This window comes from Gordonia otitidis NBRC 100426, from assembly GCF_000248075.1.
Classification (GTDB): Bacteria; Actinomycetota; Actinomycetes; order Mycobacteriales; family Mycobacteriaceae; genus Gordonia; species Gordonia otitidis.
Genome location: NZ_BAFB01000130.1, coordinates 39633 through 61038, shown reverse-complemented (window position 1 = coordinate 61038; position 21406 = coordinate 39633). Strand labels below are relative to the sequence as shown.

Annotated in this window: 20 protein-coding genes and 2 pseudogenes; 10 read left to right on the top strand and 12 right to left on the bottom strand. The window is 65.0% G+C overall.

Annotation, left to right across the window (positions count from 1 at the left end; all coding sequences use genetic code 11):
* From GOOTI_RS26830 to otsB, 4 genes and pseudogenes are all read left to right on the top strand, one after another.
* A pseudogene (locus tag GOOTI_RS26830) lies at positions 1-169 on the top strand (threonine/serine exporter family protein); the annotation flags it as partial.
* Between the two features lie 152 nt (positions 170-321).
* Complete coding sequence (locus GOOTI_RS26160; RefSeq protein WP_007239196.1) at positions 322-483, top strand: hypothetical protein; 162 nt, start codon at positions 322-324, stop codon at positions 481-483.
* A gap of 198 nt (positions 484-681) precedes the next feature.
* Positions 682-2247 (top strand): alpha,alpha-trehalose-phosphate synthase (UDP-forming), encoded by a 1566-nt coding sequence (locus tag GOOTI_RS13690; RefSeq protein WP_051997975.1) that lies wholly within the window; start codon positions 682-684, stop codon positions 2245-2247.
* Positions 2244-3023 carry a trehalose-phosphatase gene (gene otsB / locus GOOTI_RS13685; RefSeq protein WP_007239194.1) on the top strand — a complete coding sequence of 260 codons (780 nt, stop codon included), beginning with the start codon at positions 2244-2246 and terminating at the stop codon, positions 3021-3023. The genes GOOTI_RS13690 and otsB overlap by 4 nt, the downstream gene beginning before the upstream one ends.
* 18 nt (positions 3024-3041) lie before the next feature.
* On the opposite strand, the gene GOOTI_RS13680 is transcribed toward otsB, so the two are convergent.
* The 3 genes from GOOTI_RS13680 to GOOTI_RS13670 form a co-directional block, all read right to left on the bottom strand.
* The gene (locus tag GOOTI_RS13680; protein ID WP_007239193.1) at positions 3042-4154 is read right to left on the bottom strand and encodes a zinc-binding metallopeptidase family protein; all 1113 of its coding nucleotides are present in this window, start codon (positions 4152-4154) and stop codon (positions 3042-3044) included.
* A 4-nt stretch (positions 4155-4158) separates the two neighbouring features.
* Positions 4159-4983 carry a transglutaminase-like domain-containing protein gene (locus tag GOOTI_RS13675; protein WP_007239192.1) on the bottom strand — a complete coding sequence of 275 codons (825 nt, stop codon included), beginning with the start codon at positions 4981-4983 and terminating at the stop codon, positions 4159-4161.
* Positions 4984-5114: 131 nt separating this feature from the next.
* Positions 5115-6233, bottom strand: coding sequence for an ROK family transcriptional regulator (locus GOOTI_RS13670; RefSeq protein ID WP_039994102.1), 1119 nt, complete (start codon positions 6231-6233; stop codon positions 5115-5117).
* Between the two features lie 91 nt (positions 6234-6324).
* On the opposite strand from GOOTI_RS13670, the pseudogene GOOTI_RS13665 reads away from it, so the two are divergent.
* Positions 6325-7133: pseudogene (locus GOOTI_RS13665) on the top strand (SDR family NAD(P)-dependent oxidoreductase).
* Positions 7134-7172: 39 nt separating this feature from the next.
* On the opposite strand, the gene GOOTI_RS13660 reads toward GOOTI_RS13665, so the two are convergent.
* From GOOTI_RS13660 to GOOTI_RS13635, 6 genes are all read right to left on the bottom strand, one after another.
* Positions 7173-8417, bottom strand: coding sequence for a L,D-transpeptidase (locus tag GOOTI_RS13660; protein ID WP_007239189.1), 1245 nt, complete (start codon positions 8415-8417; stop codon positions 7173-7175).
* A 72-nt stretch (positions 8418-8489) separates the two neighbouring features.
* Entirely contained in the window at positions 8490-9107 is a 618-nt protein-coding gene (locus GOOTI_RS13655; protein ID WP_039994101.1) for a helix-turn-helix domain-containing protein, read from the bottom strand.
* Positions 9108-9146: 39 nt separating this feature from the next.
* Complete coding sequence (locus GOOTI_RS13650; protein WP_007239187.1) at positions 9147-10025, bottom strand: SDR family oxidoreductase; 879 nt, start codon at positions 10023-10025, stop codon at positions 9147-9149.
* A complete protein-coding gene (locus GOOTI_RS13645; RefSeq protein WP_007239186.1) occupies positions 10022-11149 on the bottom strand; it encodes an NDMA-dependent alcohol dehydrogenase in 1128 nt (375 codons plus the stop codon). The genes GOOTI_RS13650 and GOOTI_RS13645 overlap by 4 nt, the downstream gene beginning before the upstream one ends.
* Positions 11150-11221: 72 nt before the next feature.
* Positions 11222-12076, bottom strand: coding sequence for a mycofactocin-coupled SDR family oxidoreductase (locus tag GOOTI_RS13640; RefSeq protein ID WP_007239185.1), 855 nt, complete (start codon positions 12074-12076; stop codon positions 11222-11224).
* Between the two features lie 63 nt (positions 12077-12139).
* Complete coding sequence (locus GOOTI_RS13635) at positions 12140-13054, bottom strand: CbtA family protein (protein WP_007239184.1); 915 nt, start codon at positions 13052-13054, stop codon at positions 12140-12142.
* Between the two features lie 369 nt (positions 13055-13423).
* Between GOOTI_RS13635 and GOOTI_RS13630 the strand changes: the two genes are divergently transcribed.
* The 5 genes from GOOTI_RS13630 (at position 13424) to GOOTI_RS13610 (ending at position 19319) form a co-directional block, all read left to right on the top strand.
* On the top strand, positions 13424-14758 hold the full coding sequence (locus GOOTI_RS13630; RefSeq protein ID WP_007239183.1) for a hypothetical protein: 1335 nt from the start codon (positions 13424-13426) through the stop codon (positions 14756-14758).
* Entirely contained in the window at positions 14755-15900 is a 1146-nt protein-coding gene (locus GOOTI_RS13625; RefSeq protein ID WP_007239182.1) for an NAD(P)H-dependent amine dehydrogenase family protein, read from the top strand. The genes GOOTI_RS13630 and GOOTI_RS13625 overlap by 4 nt, the downstream gene beginning before the upstream one ends.
* Positions 15900-17300, top strand: a complete 1401-nt coding sequence (locus GOOTI_RS13620; RefSeq protein WP_007239181.1) for an acyl-CoA reductase — start codon at positions 15900-15902, stop codon at positions 17298-17300. The genes GOOTI_RS13625 and GOOTI_RS13620 overlap by 1 nt, the downstream gene beginning before the upstream one ends.
* A 63-nt stretch (positions 17301-17363) precedes the next feature.
* Positions 17364-18458 carry an LLM class flavin-dependent oxidoreductase gene (locus tag GOOTI_RS13615; RefSeq protein WP_007239180.1) on the top strand — a complete coding sequence of 365 codons (1095 nt, stop codon included), beginning with the start codon at positions 17364-17366 and terminating at the stop codon, positions 18456-18458.
* A 6-nt stretch (positions 18459-18464) separates the two neighbouring features.
* Positions 18465-19319, top strand: a complete 855-nt coding sequence (locus tag GOOTI_RS13610; protein ID WP_007239179.1) for an SDR family NAD(P)-dependent oxidoreductase — start codon at positions 18465-18467, stop codon at positions 19317-19319.
* Positions 19320-19346: 27 nt separating this feature from the next.
* On the opposite strand, the gene GOOTI_RS13605 is transcribed toward GOOTI_RS13610, so the two are convergent.
* The 3 genes from GOOTI_RS13605 to GOOTI_RS13595 all read right to left on the bottom strand — a co-directional run bounded on the left by GOOTI_RS13605 (position 19347) and on the right by GOOTI_RS13595 (position 21402).
* Positions 19347-19865, bottom strand: a complete 519-nt coding sequence (locus GOOTI_RS13605; protein WP_227922258.1) for a MarR family winged helix-turn-helix transcriptional regulator — start codon at positions 19863-19865, stop codon at positions 19347-19349.
* 74 nt (positions 19866-19939) lie between these two features.
* Positions 19940-20674 (bottom strand): hypothetical protein, encoded by a 735-nt coding sequence (locus GOOTI_RS13600; RefSeq protein ID WP_007239177.1) that lies wholly within the window; start codon positions 20672-20674, stop codon positions 19940-19942.
* A complete protein-coding gene (locus GOOTI_RS13595) occupies positions 20671-21402 on the bottom strand; it encodes an Rv1363c family protein (protein ID WP_233425502.1) in 732 nt (243 codons plus the stop codon). Before GOOTI_RS13595 ends, GOOTI_RS13600 begins: the two co-directional genes overlap by 4 nt.
* Positions 21403-21406 lie beyond the last annotated feature (4 nt).

Sequence of the window (21406 nt, the reverse complement as noted above, 5' to 3'; positions counted from 1 at the left end):
CACCGGCCTGACCTGGATGGCGGCGGCACTCGGCGTCGGCTGTGCACTCGCCGCGGGTGTCACCCTCGGCGAGTTCGTCGCACGCACTCTGCGCAGGCCGCGGCTGCCCGTGGCGCCCGACTGGGCGCGCCGACGACGTGAGGCACGAGCTGCACGACGCCGCTGGTGAGCTGTTGCAGTACGGCTCGTCGCGAGCGGGTAAGATCGGGTGTTGCGCAAGACACAACCTCGCGCCACAACCCCGCACTGCGGCCGACGACCGGCCCGACGGCGGAGCACAACTCCGTTGCCCGACCCCGCCGCAGCAACCGAGAGGACGAGATGCCCCCGAAGACCACGGACATCGCCGACGAAGAACTGGAGCCGGTGGCCGACGAGACCGCCAACTCCGCGCGCCGCGTCGTCGCCGCGTACGCCACCGACGCCGACGAGTGCCGGATGCTGCTGGCCATGTTGGGGATCGCTCCGGGCGAGAACGCCTGAGTCGTGAACCCGGGATCCGAAGAGGTATCCGAGAGTTCCCACTCATCCGAGCGCATCGCAGCGGCCGATCACGCCGACCTGCCCGAGCGCTCCAACACCGACGCGTCTCTACACAACTCGGAAGCCACCTTCGGCGCCCGGCATTCCGCGTCGCCTGATCGCCCTGTCTCTCCCGACCACCCCGAAGGTTCGGAATTAGTGGTCGTCGCCAATCGACTTCCGGTCGACAAGGAGACCGACGCCGACGGAAACGTTTCCTGGAAACGCAGTCCCGGCGGCCTGGTCACCGCGCTCGAACCCATCCTGCGTAAGCACAAGGGCGCTTGGGTCGGCTGGTCGGGTTCGGCCGAGTCGGAGTCCGAGCAAGCCGAGGTCGACGGCATCAGCATCCGCTCGGTGCCGCTGTCGGCCGACGAGATCGCCGAGTACTACGAAGGCTTCTCCAACGCGACGCTGTGGCCGCTGTACCACGACGTGATCGTCAAGCCCGAGTATCACCGCGAGTGGTGGAACGCCTACGTCGAGATCAACCGACGATTCGCCGAGGCGGCGTCGGAGGTGGCCGCCCAGGGTGCGATCGTGTGGGTCCAGGACTACCAACTGCAGCTCGTCCCGAAGATGCTCCGCATGCTGCGCCCCGACCTGCGCATCGGATTCTTTCTCCACATCCCGTTCCCGCCGGTCGAACTGTTCATGCAGCTGCCGTGGCGCACCGAGATCATCGAAGGCCTTCTCGGCGCCGACCTCATCGGTTTCCATCTGCCGGGTGGTGCGCAGAACTTCCTCTATCTCGCCCGACGCCTCGCCGGGCAGGCCACCAGCAAGGGCACCGTCGGAGTCCGCTCACGCTTCGGCGTCGTGCAGGTCGGATTCCGGACGGTTCGCGTCGGAGCCTTCCCGATCTCGATCGACTCCGGTGACCTCGACACCCAGTCCAAGTCCAAGGACATCCGTGCCAGGGCCCGCGAGATCCGCAAAGAACTCGGCAACCCGAGGACAATCCTGCTCGGCGTCGACAGACTCGACTACACCAAGGGCATCGACGTGCGTCTCCGCGCGCTGTCGGAGCTGCTCGACGAGGGTCGTATCGACCCGCACGAGACGGTGATGATCCAGCTCGCGACACCGAGCCGCGAGCGTGTCGAGAGCTACGTGCGCATGCGCGCGGGCATCGAGCAACTCGTCGGCAACATCAACGGCCAGTACGGCGAGGTCGGCCACCCGGTGGTGGAGTACCTCAACCGTTCGGTGCCTCGCAACGATCTCCTCGCCTACTACGTCGTGGCCGACGTGATGCTCGTGACGCCGCTGCGCGACGGGATGAACCTCGTCGCCAAGGAGTACGTCGCATGCCGCAGCGACCTCGGTGGCGCGCTCGTTCTGAGCGAATTCACCGGCGCCGCGGCGGAACTGCGCACGGCATATCAAGCGAATCCCTACGATCTCGACGGTGTAAAAGACGCCATCGTCGCGGCCGTCGAGCAGAGCCAGGCCGAAGGCAAGCGTCGCATGCGCGCACTGCGCAGGCAGGTACTCACACACGACGTCGAGAAGTGGGCGAAGAGCTTCCTCGACACCCTCACCGCGACAACCGAGACGACCTCGTCGGCCAACCGCGGAGTACAGCTGGTGTCGAGCAGCAGCGACGGCTCGTTCGACAGCGAGAGCGACGACGGCCCGTTCGACAGCGAGAGCGCCGAAGTCCAGGACACAGCAGGCACGGACACCGGCAGCGCAGACGGAAGCGGGAGTGACAAGCAGTGAGCGAGAAGGGCGTTCCGGATGCACTGCGTGCGGCCGTGGCGCGGACGGTGACGGTGTCACGCCTGCTGGTGTCCAGCGACTACGACGGCTGCCTTGCGCCCATCGTGTCCCGCCCGCAGGACGCCAAGCCCAACGAGACGTCGATCGCCGCCATCCGGGAAGCCGGGACGCTGCGTGACACCGAGGCGGCGGTCATCTCGGGCCGTTCGTTGCACGATCTCCGCTCGTTGTCCGGTCTCGACGACGATTCGGTCACTCTGGTCGGCAGCCACGGAAGCGAGTTCAACAACGGCTTCCGTGAGAAGGTCACCGACGACGAGCGTGCCCTACTCGATCGGATCGTCGCGGCCTTCGAGGCGATCGCCGCCAGCCATCCGGGGGCGACGGTCGAGGTGAAACCCATCAGCGCCGCGCTCCATGTACGCAACGCCGAGCCCGACGTCGCCGAGGATGCCCTCGACCAGGCGCGATCCGGCCCCGCCACATGGCCGGGCGTCCAGGTCACCGAGGGCAAGAAGGTGATCGAACTCGCGGTCATCGAAACCAGCAAAGGCCATGCACTGGGCCAGCTGGAAACTGAATTCGGCTCGGACGCAACGATTTACATCGGCGATGATGTCACAGACGAGAAGGCCTTCCGCCACCTCACGGGCAGCAACGACGTCAGCGTCAAAGTCGGCGACGGCGACACCGCAGCGAACTATCGCATCGCCGACACCGACGATGTGGCAACGTTTCTCGAGTTCGTCGTCGAATCCCGCCGGAAGGCTCTCTGACCCCGCCTGCGCGACGATTCACGCGGGAGTGGGAACCGGATCGACGAGCGGGTCGTCGTGCGTCGAGCGCTTATCCGTCTCGCGGACGACCTTGTGGATGAAGCCGAGCTTGCCGACGACGGGCTGCGGGATGACGAACGGGTACAGCGGCCGCGCACCCATCGACTGGTTGACGCGATTGAACATGGTCCCCAACCACTTCCAGTCGTAGAGCAGCCGTTCGATGGGCTGATCTGCGTATGACTCCAGGGGGATGATGTCGCGGTCCATGGCGAAACGCACCTGCTCGTTGACCAGTCGGACGCCCGATTCACGTGCGGTGTCGATCGTTCCGGTGATGTGCAGGTAGTGAGCGAAGCACTCGGCAAAGTCTTCCCACGGGTGCATCGTTGCGTACTCGGAGATGTACGAGTCGGCCCAGTCCGCAGGCGCACCGAACTTGTAGTGCCGATCGATGGCGTCGCTGTAACTCGCGCGCTCGTCGCCGAAGAGCTGCCGACACCTGTCGAGATAGCGGTCGACGCCGTCGCCGTTCTCGACCAGGATGCTCTCGTAGTAGTGACCCACTTCGTGCCGGAAGTGGCCGAGCATCGTCCGGTAGGCCTCCCCGAGATCCACGCGCAGCCGCTCGCGGTAGGCATCCTGTGTCTCCGAGATGTCGATGGTGACGACACCGTTCGCGTGCCCGATCGTGACGGGTCGGCCGAGCGTCTGACTCGACAGCAGGTCGAATGCCAGCCCGCCCTCGCTGCGCCAGAACGGTTCGACGGGCAGCCCGAGGTCGACGAGCTGGTAGACGAGCATCCGCAGATCCGACAGCGCCGACGGTAGCTTCTCCCGCCCGATCGGGTCGTCGGCGTCCGGCATCCGACGCAGCAGCGAATCGGGGAAACACCGGCCGCGCATCCCCGCATTCTCTTCGGAGAACTCGGCCGGGGTCATCCAGCTGCAGCCGCTGGCCCAGTTGATGCAGCGCACCCATCGGGTGCCGTCGATGTCGACACCGTCCTCGGACGCGACGACGAGCGTTCTACTCGGCAGATGGAAGCCAACCGTCGTGCCGCAGTTGGCACATTGCTGCCCGAGGAAATCCGACAGCGCATTGCAGATGGGACATGTCAGCGCATGCATGAGTTCATCGTATGCTGATGCGCTCCTTGCCATCGTCAACAGGCAGATCTCCGCGGACGGTCGCGAGCACCTGGTAGTTGTCCAGAGAGATCGAGCCGCTGTGATTGTCGAGGAACGCCGTGTCGGCTGCGTCGCGGCCGGTCGCGATGCGCACGAGACTCTGCCGCGGAGACAGCCGTGTCGCGTCGACCACGACCCACTCCCCTTCGATGAGCGCCTCGGCGACGGCGTGGAAGTCCATCGGGTCACAGCCGGGTGCGTAGACCGCCACCAGCCGGGCGGGAATGTTCAAGGCGCGCAGCAGCGCGACGACGAGGTGCGCGTAGTCGCGGCACACACCCGCGCCGGCCAGGAGTGTGTCGACGGCACCGTCGATGGGGTCGCTGGCGCCGGGGATGTAATCGAGGCGGTCTTCGACGAAGGCGGTCACCTGGTCGAGCAGTTCGCCGTCGGGAAGGCCTGCGTCGAACTGTCCGGCGGCGAAGCCGAAGAACTTGTCGCACTCTGCATATCGGCTGGGCCGCAGATACATCGAGCGATCGGTCGGTTCCACCGCGACCGGATTGGCCGGAGCGGTCACCGCAGCGCTGTAGTTGATGGCGACGACACCCGATTCGACCTTCATGCGATGGATACGACCACCGTGCGGATCGATGATCTCGTCGGGTGTGATCTCGTCGCCGTTGACGGCGACGACGAGTTTCTCGTCGAGTTCGAGTCCTGGCATACGTGCCACGGCTATCTGCATCTCGAGTTCGGTGGGGGCGGTGACGGAGATCGTCATGGCTGCTGAGACGTCGCGCGGAAGCGTGAGGGGAGAAGTCGACATGTCGCTCACTGTAAGGGTGAATTGGCGCGGGCGCGCAATCGACGGTTGGACACGACGTGAACACGTGCGGTGTCGACACAGGCGGCGCGCCGTCCAAGTAGCCCAAAACCTCGGCTTCGGACGTGTATCGCCTACGTGAGCGAGGCGACCGGGTCGGCGTAGATCACGCTGAGCGCCACGACGATTGCCGCGCCCTCGGGCACTGTGACCCCGAAGAGCGACGGCGTGAGTTCCAGCGGCCAGCCGACTTTCGACGCGGCGTCGAACGCCGCCTGCACCGGGGCGAGTCCGTGCGGATGCGCCGCGAAGGCGTCGCCCGCGACGACGACGGAATCGGGGTTGAGCGCATCGCGGAATGTCGCGACCACCTCACCGAGGATGCGCGCCCGTTCGTCGACGATCGGCGACGCGTCGGGCGCGACCCGGAGCCGGTGCGCGGCACGCAGCGTCGCCTCGCTGCCGATGACGTCGGAGAGCGTCGCACCCGGGCCGGGACACAGCACCGGGGCGTCGACCCTGATGTGCGCGATACTGCCCGCGCCCCGTACCGGGATGTGCACACGACCGTTGAGAGTCATCGCCATGCCGGTGGTCTCGCGCGCGTAGAAGAACAGGCCCGACGCGGCGTCGACGATCGTCTGGCCGAGTAGCAACTCGGCGGCAGCCATGGCCTCGACGTGCTCACAGACCGAGACAGGTACCGCGAGCGCGTCGGCCAGGACGGTGCCGAGTGGCGCCCGACGCCATCCGAGGATCGGATGATCGACGTGGCCGGACACCGCGTCGACCGACCCGCCGATCGCCGCCCCACCCCACAGCAGGCGTCGTCCGGAGAAACGGTCGGCGAGTTCGCGCAGTTGTCCGCAGAGTTCGTCGAGCGCGGCGTCGGCGTCGCCCTGCGGGGTCAGGACGGCGTGGCTGTAGAGCGGACGTCCACCCATGTCCACGATGGTCAGCAGGGTCCGCCGCGCGCCGATGTGCATGCCCGCCGCACACAGAGCATCGCGATCGAGGGTGAGCGGGTTCTTCGGACGTCCGATGCTGCCCGGGCTGACGAGATCTGGTCGCTCGGTGATCAGCCCCAGTCCGGCGAGCGCTGTGACCTGCCGATTGATGGTTGCCGGTGACAGCCCGGTGATGTCGGCCAGCCGGTCACGGGTGACCGGCGCACCAACCCGGATCGCGTGCAGCACGGCCGCAGCGGGCGTCGAGCCGATCTGCAATGTCGCCGGGACGACTCCTCGCAGCATGCGCTGAATGTAGCAGCGGCGGGCGATCGACAAGGCACACCCACGCGACGACACCTGCTCACGCCACCGCTGCTGTCGTTAGGGTTGAACCATGACCACATCCTCCGACGACCCGACTTCTGTAGCGAGACCGAACGGGGGTGCCGACCACCCGGCGTCGACCACCGACGGCGCGAAGACCGCCGTGGTGACCGGCGCAAGCTCCGGTATCGGCGAAGCCGTGGCCCGCACGCTCGCCGCCGCGGGTTATCACGTGGTGGTCGGCGCGCGACGCGTCGACCGCATCACCGAACTCGCGACTGAAATCGTGGCACCGGAAGACAACTCGACATCACCGACGACGAGTCGGTCGCTCGGTTCGTCGACGGCCTCGGCCACGTCGACGTCCTGGTCAACAACGCGGGCGGCGCGAAGGGACTCGACCCCGTCGCGACCGCCGACCTCGACGACTGGCGCTGGATGTGGGAGACCAACGTGCTGGGCACATTGCGCATCACCAAGGCACTCCTGCCCGCGCTCGAGGCGTCAGGCGACGGGCTGATCGTCACGATCACCTCGACCGCCGCGCTCGAGGTCTACGACAACGGTTCGGGATACACGTCGGCCAAGCATGCCGAGGGCGTGCTGCACCGCACGCTGCGCTTCGAGCTGTTGGGAAAGCCGATCCGGCTCACCGAGATCTGCCCCGGGATGGTCGAGACGGATTTCTCGCTGGTGCGGTTCGGCGGCGACAAGGAGCGCGCCGACGCGGTCTACTCGGGGATGACACCACTGCGGGCGGACGACATCGCAGAGGTCGTCGGATTCGTCGCCTCACGGCCGCCGCACGTCGATCTCGACCAGATCATCATCCGTCCGCGCGACCAGGCGTCGTCACGCCGGAACGTCAAAACCGGCTGACCGCCGACCCCGCACGGGTGACCCGGGATCTCAATCGAGTCAGTTCGGCGCGCCCACCGAGGTCGGGGCGCCCTTCGGTGTCGCGGGCGCCGACGCGGTTCGCGGTTCACCCTTGATCGCCGACATGGACTTCCACGTCGGCCAGTCGTAGGTCCAGTCGAAGATGTCGCCGTCGGCCTCCGACAGATCGATTCGGGTACCGGTCACCTCTACCGGATCGCCGTAGACAGCGGTGTTGAAGTATTGCTGCGCGTTCTCCAGGGAGAGGTTGATGCAGCCGTTGGTGACGTTCGACGCACCTTGCACACCAACGGTTTCCGGGTTGGCGTGGATGAACTCGCCGTTGTTGGAGATACGCACAGCCCAGCGCTCGTGGATGTTGAAGTACCCCGCGGCAGGATTGCTCATGTAGAAGTCTTCGTGCTTTTCGCTGACCACGTGGATACCGGAGCGGGTGACGTTGCGGTCGACGTCGCCCTGTCCGTAACTGCAGGGCAGCGTCATCAACGTCGCGCCGTCACGGACGACGACGATCTGGTGGCTTCCCGCGTCGGCCTTCACGATCTGCGACCGTCCGACGGTGTAGTCACTCGTGACGTCGGCGGCCCCGTAGGCGCCGTCGCCGTGGTCGAGTCCGTAAAGCTTCGCCGACATGTGGATCTTGGTGCCGGGTGCCATGTACTCCTTGGAGCGCCAGTGCACACGCGAACCGTTGTCCTCACCGAGCCACGCCCAGGCACCCTCGGTCGGCGGCTCGGTGGTCAACGTCAGCGCACGTTCGACGGCTTCCTTGTCGTCGACTGTGCCGTCGAACTTGAGGATCAACGGTGCCGCGATGCCCACCTCTTGGCCGTCGGCGATGTTGACGACGACGTTCAGCTGCGTCTTCGGGTCGAGAGTGGTGAACTTGCCCTCCACCGGTGTGCTGACCCGGTCGTATCCGGTGGCACTGCCCTGCCAGGTGTAGGTGGTGCCGTAGCCGAGTGCCTCGGTGATGGTGAACGTCTTACGGTCGTCCGACATCGTCCCGGCGACGGCCTTGCCTGCCGGGTTGAGGAGTTTGACGTCCGGGTTGAGCACCCCGTCGGTGGCCTTGACCTCGACCTTCGCGGTCGGATTCGGCGCTTTCTCGTCGGTCAGCGACGGCGTGTACTGGACGCCTACCGTGGGCTTCGCAGGGCCGCTGGCCTTCTGCGTGTCGTTCGACCGACCGCACGCGGCAACGACGAGTCCCGCCATCGTGGCGAGGCCGCCGGTGACGAGCACCGCACGACGAGTGGGCATTGTGTTCTCGGACATCGAATACACAATAGCGATCGCATATGAGGGCTCGCCGTCGAAGACCTGTGATCTCCCTCAGATTTCCGACGACCGTCGGGGTGTCCGCCCGTCGCGGCGAGCCCGACGAATCGGACCCAAATGGGCGCGTTCGCCGTCGTGGTCGAAGATCGACACGATCTCGGCCGGTCCCCCACGCGCGCCTATCGCATGGGGGATCATCGTCGCGAACTCCGCCGCCTGGCCTGCGGGAATCAGGATGACGCGGTCACCCAGCCAGAGCTCGACGGTGCCCGACAGCACGGTGAACCACTCCCTGCCAGGGTGCACCCCGAGTGCCTTCGGGTCGATCGGACGTCCGGGATCGATGCGCATCTTGGCGACCGAGACACCTCCGGGTGTGTCCGACCCCGACAGCGGCCACACGATCACACCGTCGGCAGCTGAGTGTGGTTCGGGTCGGATCACTACGTCCTCGTCGGCGGCGGGCTCCATCAGCTGGTCGACGGTGGTTCCCAACGCGCGGGAGATCGCCACGATCTGATCGAGCGCGACGCGTCGTCCACCCGTCTCGATGCGACTCAGGGTCGACGGACTCATGTCGCATCGGGAGGCGAGCGAATCCAGCGTCCACCCCTTCGCCATGCGCAGACCTCTGATGCGCCGGCGCACGACGTCGTCAAGCTCTTGCTCCATGCGCAAGAGTCTATGCCTCTCGCGCGTTTCGCTCATCCGTCAGGCCGACGACGATCCCACCAGGAGGCCACGGGACGACCGGCGCGAGCGCATCGACATCAGCAACCGCGGAAGCTTCGTCACGGGGAGACGACGTGGCCAGTCGTCACGGAGCAGAGCCTCGGTCCCGCCGTCGACGGTCAGGACGGCTCCCGCGATGAAATCGGCCTCCGGCGACAACAGGAACTCGACGACGGCCGCGAACTGTTCGGGATCGCCGAAGCCTCCGACGGGAACCGGAAAGGCGCGAACCCGACGACCCTCCGGCCCGTCGAGTTGTGCACGCAGCATCGGCGTCAACACCGGCCCCGGGGTCACCACGTTGATACGCACGCCGCACCCCGCCCACGCGGGACTCGCCGCCTGCGTGCGCGCCCAACGCGTCACCGCCAGTTTCGACGCCGCATACGCGATGGCGGCCGAGAGTCCTTTGCGCCTGCGGATCTGTGCCACGGCGGCATCGACCTCGCCGCGCACGAGTCGCCGCACCGCACTTTCGGGGACGAACGGCGTCGTCGTCGACGAATTCGAACCGAAGACGACGACCTTGCCTCCTCCGTCGGCACACAGGGCATCGCGCCAGCCCGACAACAAGTCGGTGACCCCGAGGACGTTGACCGTGGCAATCTGATCCTCGGCGCCTGCGCCGGGCCCCACGCCCGCCACCATCACGGCCCCGTCGAGGTGGCCGCCACACAGCGCCAGAACGCCGTCGATCGCAGCTCGGCGCCCCGACTGCGCCGCGAGGTCGGCGACGACATCGGCATCGTGGAGGTCCACACCGATCACGGTGTGGCCGCCACCGCGCAACCGTGCCGCGACCGCCGCCCCGATTCCCGACGCGGAGCCCGTGACGACGAATGTGGAACTCGCGTTCACCAATCAGCCTCGGCGTAGCGGATGACACCACGGATGTTGCGGCCGTCCAACATGTCGTCGAAAGCGTCGTTGATCTGTTCGAGCGTGTACGTCCTGGTGACCATGCCCTCCAGGTCGAGTTGTTGGTTCTGGTAGAGCGACAACAGCATCGGGATGTCGAACTGTGGATTGGCTCCCCCGAAAATCGATCCGCGGAGACTCTTCTGCATGAGCGTGAGCATCGACAACGTCAGTGTCACATCGGAATCGAGCAGATTTCCGACGCCGGTGAGCACGCAGTCGTCCGCTTTACTCGTGATCGACATCCACGAATCGAGTTCTGCACCCTTCACGTCACCCGCGGTCACGATGACCTTGCGCAGCATCCTGCCGTGGGTCAGCTCGACAACGGGTCCCATCGCCTCGGCCACGGAAGCGAAGGTGTGGGTTGCACCGAACTTCTTGGCCTGCTCCAACTTCCAGGGCACCGGATCAATGGCGACGATGTTTCGTGCGCCCGCCCGAACCGCCCCCTGGATGGCAGCGGCGCCGACGCCTCCGATGCCGATCACGCCCACGTCGTGCCCTGGCTGGATGTCTGCGGTGTGCACCGCGGACCCGAAACCCGTTGTGACGCCGCAACCGACGAGACAGGCGTACTCGAACGGAATGGTCGGGTCGATCTTGACCACCGAATCCTGATGCACCACCGCGTACGGCGAGAAGGTTCCGAGCAGCGACATAGGGTAGGCGTCTGCGCCGCGAGCCCGGATACGAAAGGAACCGTCGGAGATCGACGCTCCCATGAGCAGCCCGGCGCCGAGATCGCAGAGGTTGCGGTATCCCTCCTGACACGCGGGGCAGTGCCCACATGCCGGAATGAACGAGAACACGATGTGATCACCGGGCACATAGCGGTCGACTCCCTCGCCGACCTCGGTGACCACGCCTGCACCCTCGTGTCCACCGAGAATCGGGAACGCGGGCATCGGTGACGCACCGGTCACCAGGTGGTGATCGGAGTGGCAGATGCCCGCAGCTTCCACGCGTACCTTGACCTCACCCTTGCGCGGATCACCGATCTCGATCTCCTCGACCGACCACGGTTCGTTCAGGCCCCACAGGAGGGCACCTTTGGTCTTCACTTGTCGTGCCTTTCTTTGTCTTTCGTCATATCCCGGCGAGTCCTCGAGGCGTGGTGTCGCGTCGATGCCGCCTCAGCGGGTCGGAGCGAGATTGACTCCCGTCAGGAGCAGATGACCCGCCTCGACCGGAATGGTCACCCCGGTGACCGAGGCGGCGAGATCCGAATTGAGATAGAGGGCGGTATCGGCGATGGCCTCCGGCGGCAGGAAGGTCGTCGCCTTCAACGCGCCGTAGTGGTGACCGCCCTCCATCATCTGTTCGTGGGTTCCGCCCGATCCGCCTGCGAAGATGTTCCAGGTGTCAGGCTGGTCGACCATGGGGGTCAACACCGCACCTGGGCAGACGGCGTTGCACCGCACACCGTGCGGGGCCAACTCGAGCGCGATGTTCTTCATCAGCCCCAGGACACCGTGCTTCGCCGACGTGTAGTGCGCATAGGTCGGACCCGGCTCGATTCCGTTGACTGACGACGTGATGACGATGGACCCTGTCTGCCGTTCGATCATGTGCGGCGCAACGGCTTTCGCCGACCGCCACACTCCGCTGAGATTGACGTCGATCATGTCCCGCCACATCTGCTCGGTCATCTCGTAGAACAGTTCCCTGGTCCAGATGCCCGCATTGGCGATGAGGATGTCGATGTGGCCGAGCTCCGTGATCGCCGTGGCGACGGCAGCATCGAGCTGAGACTGCTCGCGGACGTCCGCCGTGATCGCGACGGCCTTGCGCCCCAACGCCTCGACCAGCCGCACGGTCTCGGCCATGTCGTCGGCGTCGGCCAGTGGGTAGCTCACTGTCGAGATCTGCGTGTCGATGTCGACGAGGACGACATCCGCACCTTCCCGCGCCGAGGTCACGGCATGCGCTCGTCCTTGCCCACGAGCTGCTCCGGTGATCAGTGCTACGCGATCGTCGAGGAGTCCCATACGTCTTCTCTCATTCGTGGTGTGTGTCTACCGAGGAGTGGCCATGAGCGAAACACGCTGTACTCAGGAGGGTTTGGGACCCAGGCAGTTGTCGGGGCTCCAGTCGTTGAGCATGCGTACGCCGTGATTGACCTCGACGAAGTGCGGTGCGATGAATGTCTTCGTCACGGCCATGATGCAGATGAGGATGCCGATGGTCGCGAAGCCGCTGAGCATCACGATCGACAGTGGGGTGCGTAGCCCCGGTTGAGTGTCGAATTTCGTGTAGAAGATCAGCGACGAAAAATGCCACGCGCCGTACACGAGGACGTTGAGTCCCCACATCCCTATCCCGTTGTCGAAGCAGTAGTTGTGCGGCACCGCCGAGGTGTAGGCGAAGGTCTCCACGAGGGGCATCAGGGGCGCGAGAACCAGGCACACCAACCCGTGACGGAGGATGCTGTCACGACCGAGGTAGCCGGATGTGCGGTCGAGGAGCTGGGTGATCACCCGGTATAGCGTGCCGAGGATGACCGAGTAGAACCCGAAGACCGAGATGGTCATGAACAGCATGAACAGCGGGACGCCGTTGGGGTTGACCGCGGTGTTGAACGCGAAGTGCCCGTGGAGCACCTCGTACCAGGGATCGGTTCCGACGAATCCACCGAGCACCGCCCAGATGACGAGGAACACGCCCATCCGGAATCCATAGAGCTCAGTGAGTGGCACCCCCCTGTCCTGCGGTGCGCGAAAGATCAAGGGCAACAGTAGCGTTCCGAGGCCCATGACGAGCGACTGCGCGATCAACGCGACGTCGTTGTAGCTGTCGTAGCTCAAGGTCATCACGATGGCGCCCTGGATCGGCACCGTCACGAGGAACCAGATCAGGTAGATGATCTCGGTTCGTCGTTTACCGGGATTGGCCGACAACCAATGAAAGTCGCGCGAAGCGGACTCAGCCACCTCGGCACGCTCCTCGTGGGCAGGCGCCTGGGTCATGAATGCTCTCTTTCACGCGGTCCCGAGTCGAAGACAGACCGCCCGTCCCGTCCAGATGCGAAGGGCCAGAAGTGCCACAAACTTTTGTATAGTTCTTAACAAAGAGTACACACGCACGCAAGAGGATCACCCGAACGAATCCAAGAACAGCAGGCGATGGAATGCCTCGCGTTTCTGGTTAATCGCCTCTAACTGCATAAACGGCCACCCCAAAGGAGCGCAAACCTATTGACACCCCTCGATCAATAGCACTAGCGTCCTTGATTAAGTTCCTTAACTATTGCGCCGACTCACCCCCCGCCGACGTGTCTGATTCGTCGACATCCGACGACCCGTCACCGGCTCCCATCACCGCCGAGAGGACCTCACATGGCCGACAGCATCGAGACGCTCACCGCATTGGCGAACGCCGACGATCCGTTCAACACGCCACACGCAGAACTCGAGGAGCTCTGGGTGGATGCCATCAACCAGCGCTTCCAGCAGTGCCGACCGAGAATCAAGATCCTCGACCAGCTCGCGGAACGCGCAGGGATCGACACGATCGGTTCACTCGAGGACGTCGTTCCGCTGCTCTTCGCGCACACGGCATACAAGAGCTACCCCGAGTCCTTCATCGACAACGGACGGTGGGACCGGATGAATCTCTGGCTCGACACACTCTCGGTCAATCCCGTCGAGGGAGTCGACGTCGACGGGATCCGGAATGCCGACGACTGGATCGAGAGGTGTCATGCCGCTGGACACCACGTCTTCGCCACGAGCGGCACCAGCGGCAAGAACTCGTTCCTCAATCAGAGCGCACATGACGTCGAATTTGCCAATGCCGCAACGATTCCGCCCGGTCTACCGACGGACAACTCACTCCCCATCTTCGTGCTGGGACCACGCCGGGCACCCAACCGGGCGTCGGCCACCTTCACCAACCTCGTGTCGGTGTGCGGTCGAGAAGATGCCGTGTACTTCCTGACAGATGCCGAGCTGACTATCACCGACCTCTCGCAGATGACGCGGATGCGACGCCGGATCGGCGACGGCACCGCGACACCGTCGGAGATCGCCGAGTTCGAGGCGAATGTGAAGCTACGCCAGGAGTTCGCCGACGCCATGACGGTCGACCTCGTCGACAAGGTACTGAGTTACCGGAACGAGCCCATGCTCCTCGTGGGCCTGACACCGCAGCTCTATCGCATCGTCGAGACCGCGCGTGAACGTGGTGTCCCCGACGGTACCTTCCACCCAGACACGCAGGTGATCAGCGGTGGTGGAGCCAAGGGTGTGAACCTGCCTGCCGACCACGTGCAGCAGATCATGACGTTCCTCGGCATCGATCTGAAGAATTTCACCCAGGGCTACGGCATGCAGGAGGCGAGCAGTGGTGCCCGGATGAACGAGTGGGGCCGCTACGAATTCCCCGGATGGATCGTGCCGCTGCTGCTCGACGACTCCGGGGAGAGACTCCAGCGCGCGTCGAGCGGCACCTCGACCGGACGCATGGCGCTCTTCGACGTCTCGATCGACGGTCGTTGGGGCGGCATCATCAGCGGTGACCGCGTCACAATCGACTACGACGCCAGTCCAACCGGACGCGCCGTACCCGCGGTGACCGAGATCGCCCGCTACTCCGAACTCGAGGGTGGCGACGACAAGCTCACCTGTGCGGGCACAATCGATTCCTTCGTCCGCGGCGCGGTGGGCGAATGACCTCCGTCAGCGAGTCGTCAGCAGACTCCTCATCAGCAGCCACCCGCCCGCTGCGCGTCATCCAGTGGGCGACGGGCAACGTCGGACAGGCGTCGCTGCGTGCACTGATCGGCAATCCGGCATTCGACCTCGTCGGCGTCTACGTCTACTCCGACGACAAGGAGGGTCGCGACGTCGGTGAGCTCGCGGGTCTCGCGCCCGCAGCCCTGCGGGCGACACACGACCGGGAGGCCATTCTGGCTCTCGACGCGGACGCCGTGGTCTACAACGCCCTCGGCGACACCGGCGATGCCGAACAATGCGTCGACGACATCTGCGCGCTACTCGCGTCGGGCAAGAACGTGGTGTCGACCGCGGTGAGCACCCACATCCACCCCGCGTCGATGCCGCCGGGTGTCGCCGATCGGATCTCGGCCGCCTGCGCTGCCGGGAACGCCAGCTTCCACAGTTCGGGCGTCAACCCGGGATTCGCCTTCGACATCCTGCCGGTCGTGGTGTCGACGATCGGAGACCGAATCGACTCGATCGACATCACCGAACTCGTCGACATGTCGGGCTACGACTCCGCCTCGGTGGTGCGGGACATGATCGGCATGGGTCTCTCCCCCGACACGCTCGCACCGATGGACTTCCTCACCGATGTCACGTGGAGTCCCTACTACGCGTGTATAGCACTGCTACAGCAAGCCTTTTCGGTCACATTCGAGGACTTCGCCATCACGTGCGAGAAGGCCACCACACCCGTCCCGGTGACCCTGCCGTGGGGCACAATCGACGCAGGCACCGTGGCTGCGCGTCGAATAGACATCGAGGGAATCGTCGATGGTACACGACGCCTCGGCTATCACATGGTATGGCGCGTCTCGGACGACGTGGCACCTGAATGGCCCTCCGGGGCAGCGCATTACGAGCTGTCCCTACAGGGAGACCCCCGCATCGACGTGCGACTCGACATCACGTCGCCGTCCGGTCGCGGCACATCCATCGCCACCGCGATGCACGCGGTGAATGCCGTCGAACCGGTCTGCGCTGCACCACCCGGGATCATCACACGACTGGATCTCGGACTGCACGCGGGCGGCTACCTTCCCGTGGCCGACAGCGTGGCGCGATCCGCAGTTCGAGAACAGGCAGGCGTCTGATGAATGCTCCGACCCACCTGAGTACCGCGACCGCGGTGCCGCACGTCATCAAGGGACGCACGGTCGTCGGGGCCGATGTCGACCACGGAGGATTCAGCACACCCGCGCTCGACATTGATGCGCTGGTGTGGCCGCGCCGCGAGCCGGGGCCAGCGTTCGACACCCCTGTCGCCGACGTCATCGACTTCCTCGTGGAGGTCGGTACGCGCCTGCAGTTCGATTCGAACCCCTATCTCCAAGAGGCACTTGAGCATTCGCTCGTCTTCAACACTCTCGAACGTCGTATCCTGGAGAACACCTATCGGGCGATGCCCCTGTTCTTCGACCGCACGAATCTGGAGTTCCAGATCGCCACCGACGTCGGCTGGGACGCCATCGACGGGTGGGCGCCCATCGATCGGCCACATGGACTGCCCGCTGCCCACGTTCGGGCATTCCCACCGCGGTTGGCCCACATCACCGCAGGCAACACCCCCGCCGTCGCGGTCACCACGATCGTTCGTGGTGCTCTCAGCAAGGGTGTGCACCTTCTGAAGGTTCCCGCGAACGACCTCTTCACCGCCGGCGCGGTACTGCGCACCATGGCCGACGTCGACCCCGATCACCCCACCACTCGATCGTTCTCCGCCGTGTACTGGCGTGGCGGCGACACGAGGGTCGAGAGCGCGATCTTCCGCCCGCAGTTCTTCGACAAACTCGTCGTCTGGGGTGCGGACTCGGCCATTCGCAGTGCGCATCGCTACGCCGGGCCCGGGTTCGAGATCGTGTCGTTCGATCCGAAGGTGTCGATGTCATTCGTCGGACGCGAAGCCCACGAGTCCGACGACACCCGCGCGGCCGCGGCCGCAGCCGCAGCGACCGACGTGTCGTTGTTCAATCAGGATGCCTGCGCGGCAAGTCGTTTCGTCTACATCGAGGGAGATGATGTTCAGGTCGATGCATTCTGCGGAGCCCTCGCCGACGAACTCCGTGCCGAACGGCCGCTCTCGTCGGCATACGCGACGCCGCTGGGCAACGAGATCCGCAACGAGATCGACGTGCTGCGCGGGCTCGAACCCGTCTACCGGGTCTGGGGAGACTACGACGGCTCCGGACTCGTGGTGCGCTCGGATGAACCGGTCGACTTCTATCCCACGTCGAAGACCGTGAATGTGGTCACCGTACCCAGCCTGGCCGAGGCCGTCCGGCATGCGAACGTGGCAACCCAGACGGTCGGCGTCTATCCCGCGTCCCGCATCACAGGTCTGCGCGACGCGCTCGCCTCGATGGGGGTGCAGCGAGTGGTCGGGCTCGGGGCCGTCGCGTCCAACATCGAGGGGCTGCCACACGACGGCTTCTATCCGCTACGTCGAGTGATGCGGTGGGTCCTCGATGACTCACAGACAATGTCCGGTCATTGACACTGCGACACAACACTATTCACCACTACATCAGTGATCTCACACACGAAGAGGAGTACACCCATGAAGTTCGGACTGTTCTACGAGATGGCGGTGTCGCCGGACGATCCGCACGCCGAGGCGCGCATCGTCCGGCAGACCGTCGACCAGATCGTGCACGCCGATCGGCATGGATTCGACTACGTCTGGCTTTCGGAACATCATTTCCTGCAGGGCTTCTCGCACATGTCGGCACCCGAGGTGATTTTCGGCGCCGCCGCCTATCAGACGCAACACATTCGTTTCGGTTTCGGTCTCGCACTGACTCCGCCCGCCTACAACCACCCGGTCAGGGTCGCCGAGAAGGTCGCGATGCTCGACTGCCTCAGCGACGGCCGGGTCGACCTCGGCTCGGGACGCTCGACGACGCCTGCCGAGCTGTACGGTTTCGGCCTCGATCCCGAGCAGTCACGCGCGCAGTGGGACGAGGGCCTCGAGGCCGTCGTCCACTGCCTCGCCTACGATCCGGTCAGCTTCGACGGCGAATACGTCAACATCCCCAGCCGGACGGTCGTGCCCCGACCGGTACAGACCCCGCACCCGCCGCTGTGGGTCGGGGGTGTAGGTCCGGGTAACGCCGAACGCGCGGCCGCGAAGGGTTTGGGAATGCTGTTCTTCGCCCAGTCGGTGGACTACGAACTGCTCAAGGCGTCGACGGAGGCGTACTACGCGAACATCGACAATGCCCAACCCATCGCTGGTGTGGTGAACAAGCAGACCGCCGGCTTCATCAACGGACTGTGCAGCCATGACCGCGACGCCATTCGACAACTGGCCGTACAGAAGGTCGTCGATCACACACTGCACGGGTCGGAACACATGCTCAACGGATGGCCCGACGGGAAGCCGAGCCCGAGCTTCGAACATCTCAACTCCGGCGTCACCAAAATGGTCAATGACCTCATCAAGACCGACCGGCACGCACTCGAGACCATGATGACCGAGGGTGGTTTCGTCATGGCGGGCAATCCCGACGACTGCGCGACGGTGTTCGATGCATTCGCGAAGAGCGATGTCGATCAGGTGATCATCCACATGCAGATGGGCGATACCCCGCACGACCGCATCATGGAGTCGATCGAACTGATCGGCAACGAGCTCATCCCGAGTTATCGGTAGGTGGACGTGGCAGACGAGAATCCCGGCTACGACCGTGACGCGACCGGAGCGGGGGTCGCAGTCGTCACCGGCGGCGCAAGCGGTATCGGATTCGCTCTCGCCGCGGCGCTGGGGGCACGCGGTCAACACGTCCTCATAGCCGATCGTGACGAGCAGGCGTTGGCTGCAGCGGCCACCCAGCTCCGTGATCTGGGCCTTCGGGTGCAGACACACGCCGTCGACGTGCGCAATCGGTCATCCCTTGCAGAACTCGCGGATTCAGCGCGCGCACTGGGACGGATCGACACCGTGTGCATGAACGCGGGTGTGACGAGTACCGGATCCACCCTCTGGGACACCACCGACGAGACGTTCGACTTCGTGATGTCGGTGAACCTCGGCGGCCTGCAGAATTCCATCCGCGCACTCGTGCCGCCGCTCGTCGACCAGGGGACGCCCGCCGACATCGTCATCACGGCATCGATGGCCGGCATCGTGGCGTCGGGGTACAGCGGCGCCTACGGCGCCAGCAAGGCGGGCGCAGTCGCACTGGCCAAAGCACTGCGCGCCGAGGTTGCCGTCGCGGCACCCTTCATCCATGTCGCTCTGTTGAACCCCGGGATGGTGCGCACCAACCTGATCCGCACCTCCGCGACGTCTGCTCCCGAATCCGCGGCCCTGCCCGAAGAACTCGTCGAAGGTGGCCATCGGGTGCTCAACGAGGCAGGTGTCGCGCCCGCAGCCGTCGCAGCCGATGTACTCGACGCGCTCGCACACAAGCGCTTCTGGGTGTTGCCCCACGAGGGCGATCCGTTCGTCACGATGCTCGACAGTGAGATGACAGAGCTCTCAGAGGCTCTGGCAGCCGACCGGGACCGATGACCGCCTTCCATGACGAGGTCGGCCTTCTCACAGTCGTTTGTGCTGGCTGATCTCGTCGTGGAAGGCTTCGAGGTTCCGCATCACTTTCAGGTATGCCGTGATCTCCGCGCCACTCACACCCTCGAAAAGCCTGCTGACCAACAACTCTGAATAATGGTCTGCGACGTCTGCAGCCATCTTGCCCTGATCTGTGAGATACAGACGCCGCCGCTTCGCGTCACCCGGGTGAGTCATGTCGACGACGAACCCACGAGCCTTGAGCTTCGAGATGACTTGTGACGTCGCTGATCTGGTGACACCGAGGAGCGTCGACAGTTCACCTCCGGTGATTCCCTGGTTGCGGTTGATCAGCGCGCACATCTCAGCCTCGACGAGCGTCATCGGAATGCCGTTCTCACCGTAGGAATGTGTGGTGCGGCGGCCGAGCTGGATCTTGTTGATGACGCGCAGCAGCGAAACGAGGACCTCTTCGGTGACATCGGGGGTCAGCTCGGCATCCGCCGCCGGACGTTCGGAATCATCGTCGTTCGAAACACTCTGCGCCACCACGAGTTACAACTATACCCACGCGTACGCGAGCAGGCGCACGCCTGGGACGTCGCTGAGGCGACAGGCCTCGCTCAGATGGGCTTGAGACTGTCGACGAGCCACGTGTCACCACTGCGCACGGCTGTCACGAGGACACGACTGCCTGTGGTCGACGGGTCGGGTGCCGCGGCAGACGTGGTCAACTGGTTGAGCATCATCAACAGTTCCGCGCGATCACGCTCGAGCGAGACGATCGAACTTCCCGCGACGATCACCTTGGTGTTGATCTGCTTCTCGCGCGCGCCTGGGATGACCGCATCGGCGACCAGTCTCGAGAATTCCGGTCGAAACTGCGGTGTGAGCCCGCTACCTGCGGCATCGAGTTGTTTCTGCACAGTGGCATGGTCATAGGACAGCATCGCCGTGACCTGGCGATCGACTGTGGACGTCACCTCGCCCGCTGCAGCGTTGACATCGGTCCGGCGCTGGTTCGCGACGGCGAGCACGGTGCCGATCGTCAGAGCCGCGATCACGACGACTCCTGTCACGGCCAGCAGCATCACCCTTGCCAATGGCCGAGGCCTCGATCCGGCCACGCCGCCGGACTCGTCCGCTGGTTCGTCACCCGATTCGGCTGAACCCTGTTCTGCAGTGCTCTCGACTGCACGCTTTACGTCGGTGCTGATGTCGTCGCGCTCGGCTGAGGGGGTCGCGTCTTCGGTGGGCGCCTCCTCCGTGGCAGCGTCGCCGTCGGTGTCGCGATTGGTGTCGGTGTTGTCGCGAGTGATGGTGATACGGCCGAATCGACCGAGATTCACTGAGCTCATGGGACGAAATCCACCTTCGTGATGGTCATGGGATCGCCGTTGGACACGACGACGCGGAAGCGGTAGTCACGCGGTTCCGGCGTCTTGGTTCCCTCGTTGGTCACCTCGGCGTGTGCTGCGACGAGCATCGTCGCCGACGTGTCGCTGATCTTCTCGACACCCACCGCGATGATGGTGCCCTTGGACGCGACCTGCGCTTCCTTCACGATCTGCGTGTACGACCCCGAGCGGCTCGTGAAGTCCGTCTTGAACGAGCCGCTCGACAGATTCGCGAGGCGCTTCACGTCGGCCTCGGCCGACGCCGAGCTGATGGTCGTCAGCGCGACGACCCCCGTGCGTGCGGTGTCGATGTACTGACCGCGCAGCGCATCGGCGCTGTCGAGTTCGCGGTGCTGCCAGAACTCGTACGACGCGAAAGCCAGGCTCCCCGCGACGAGCAGCACGGCGACGATGGGAATCCAGCGTGCGCGCACGGCGAGCACAGACCGCCGCGCCAGGCCGCGGTGCTCGTCGGTGGTGGCCTCGGTCCCGTAGACCACTGCGGAACGATCTCCGCCCTCGGACGAGTCGGCGGTTTCGGGTGAATCGACGGGATCGGGTGCATCGCCGGGATCGGTTGAACCCACCAGATCATCTGGATCGGTCGGCTCGGGTGGGTCGATGACACCCACGGCGCCGCGATCGCGTGCAACGACGGTCGCGTCCTCAGAATCTCGTCGGTCCGTCACGCGT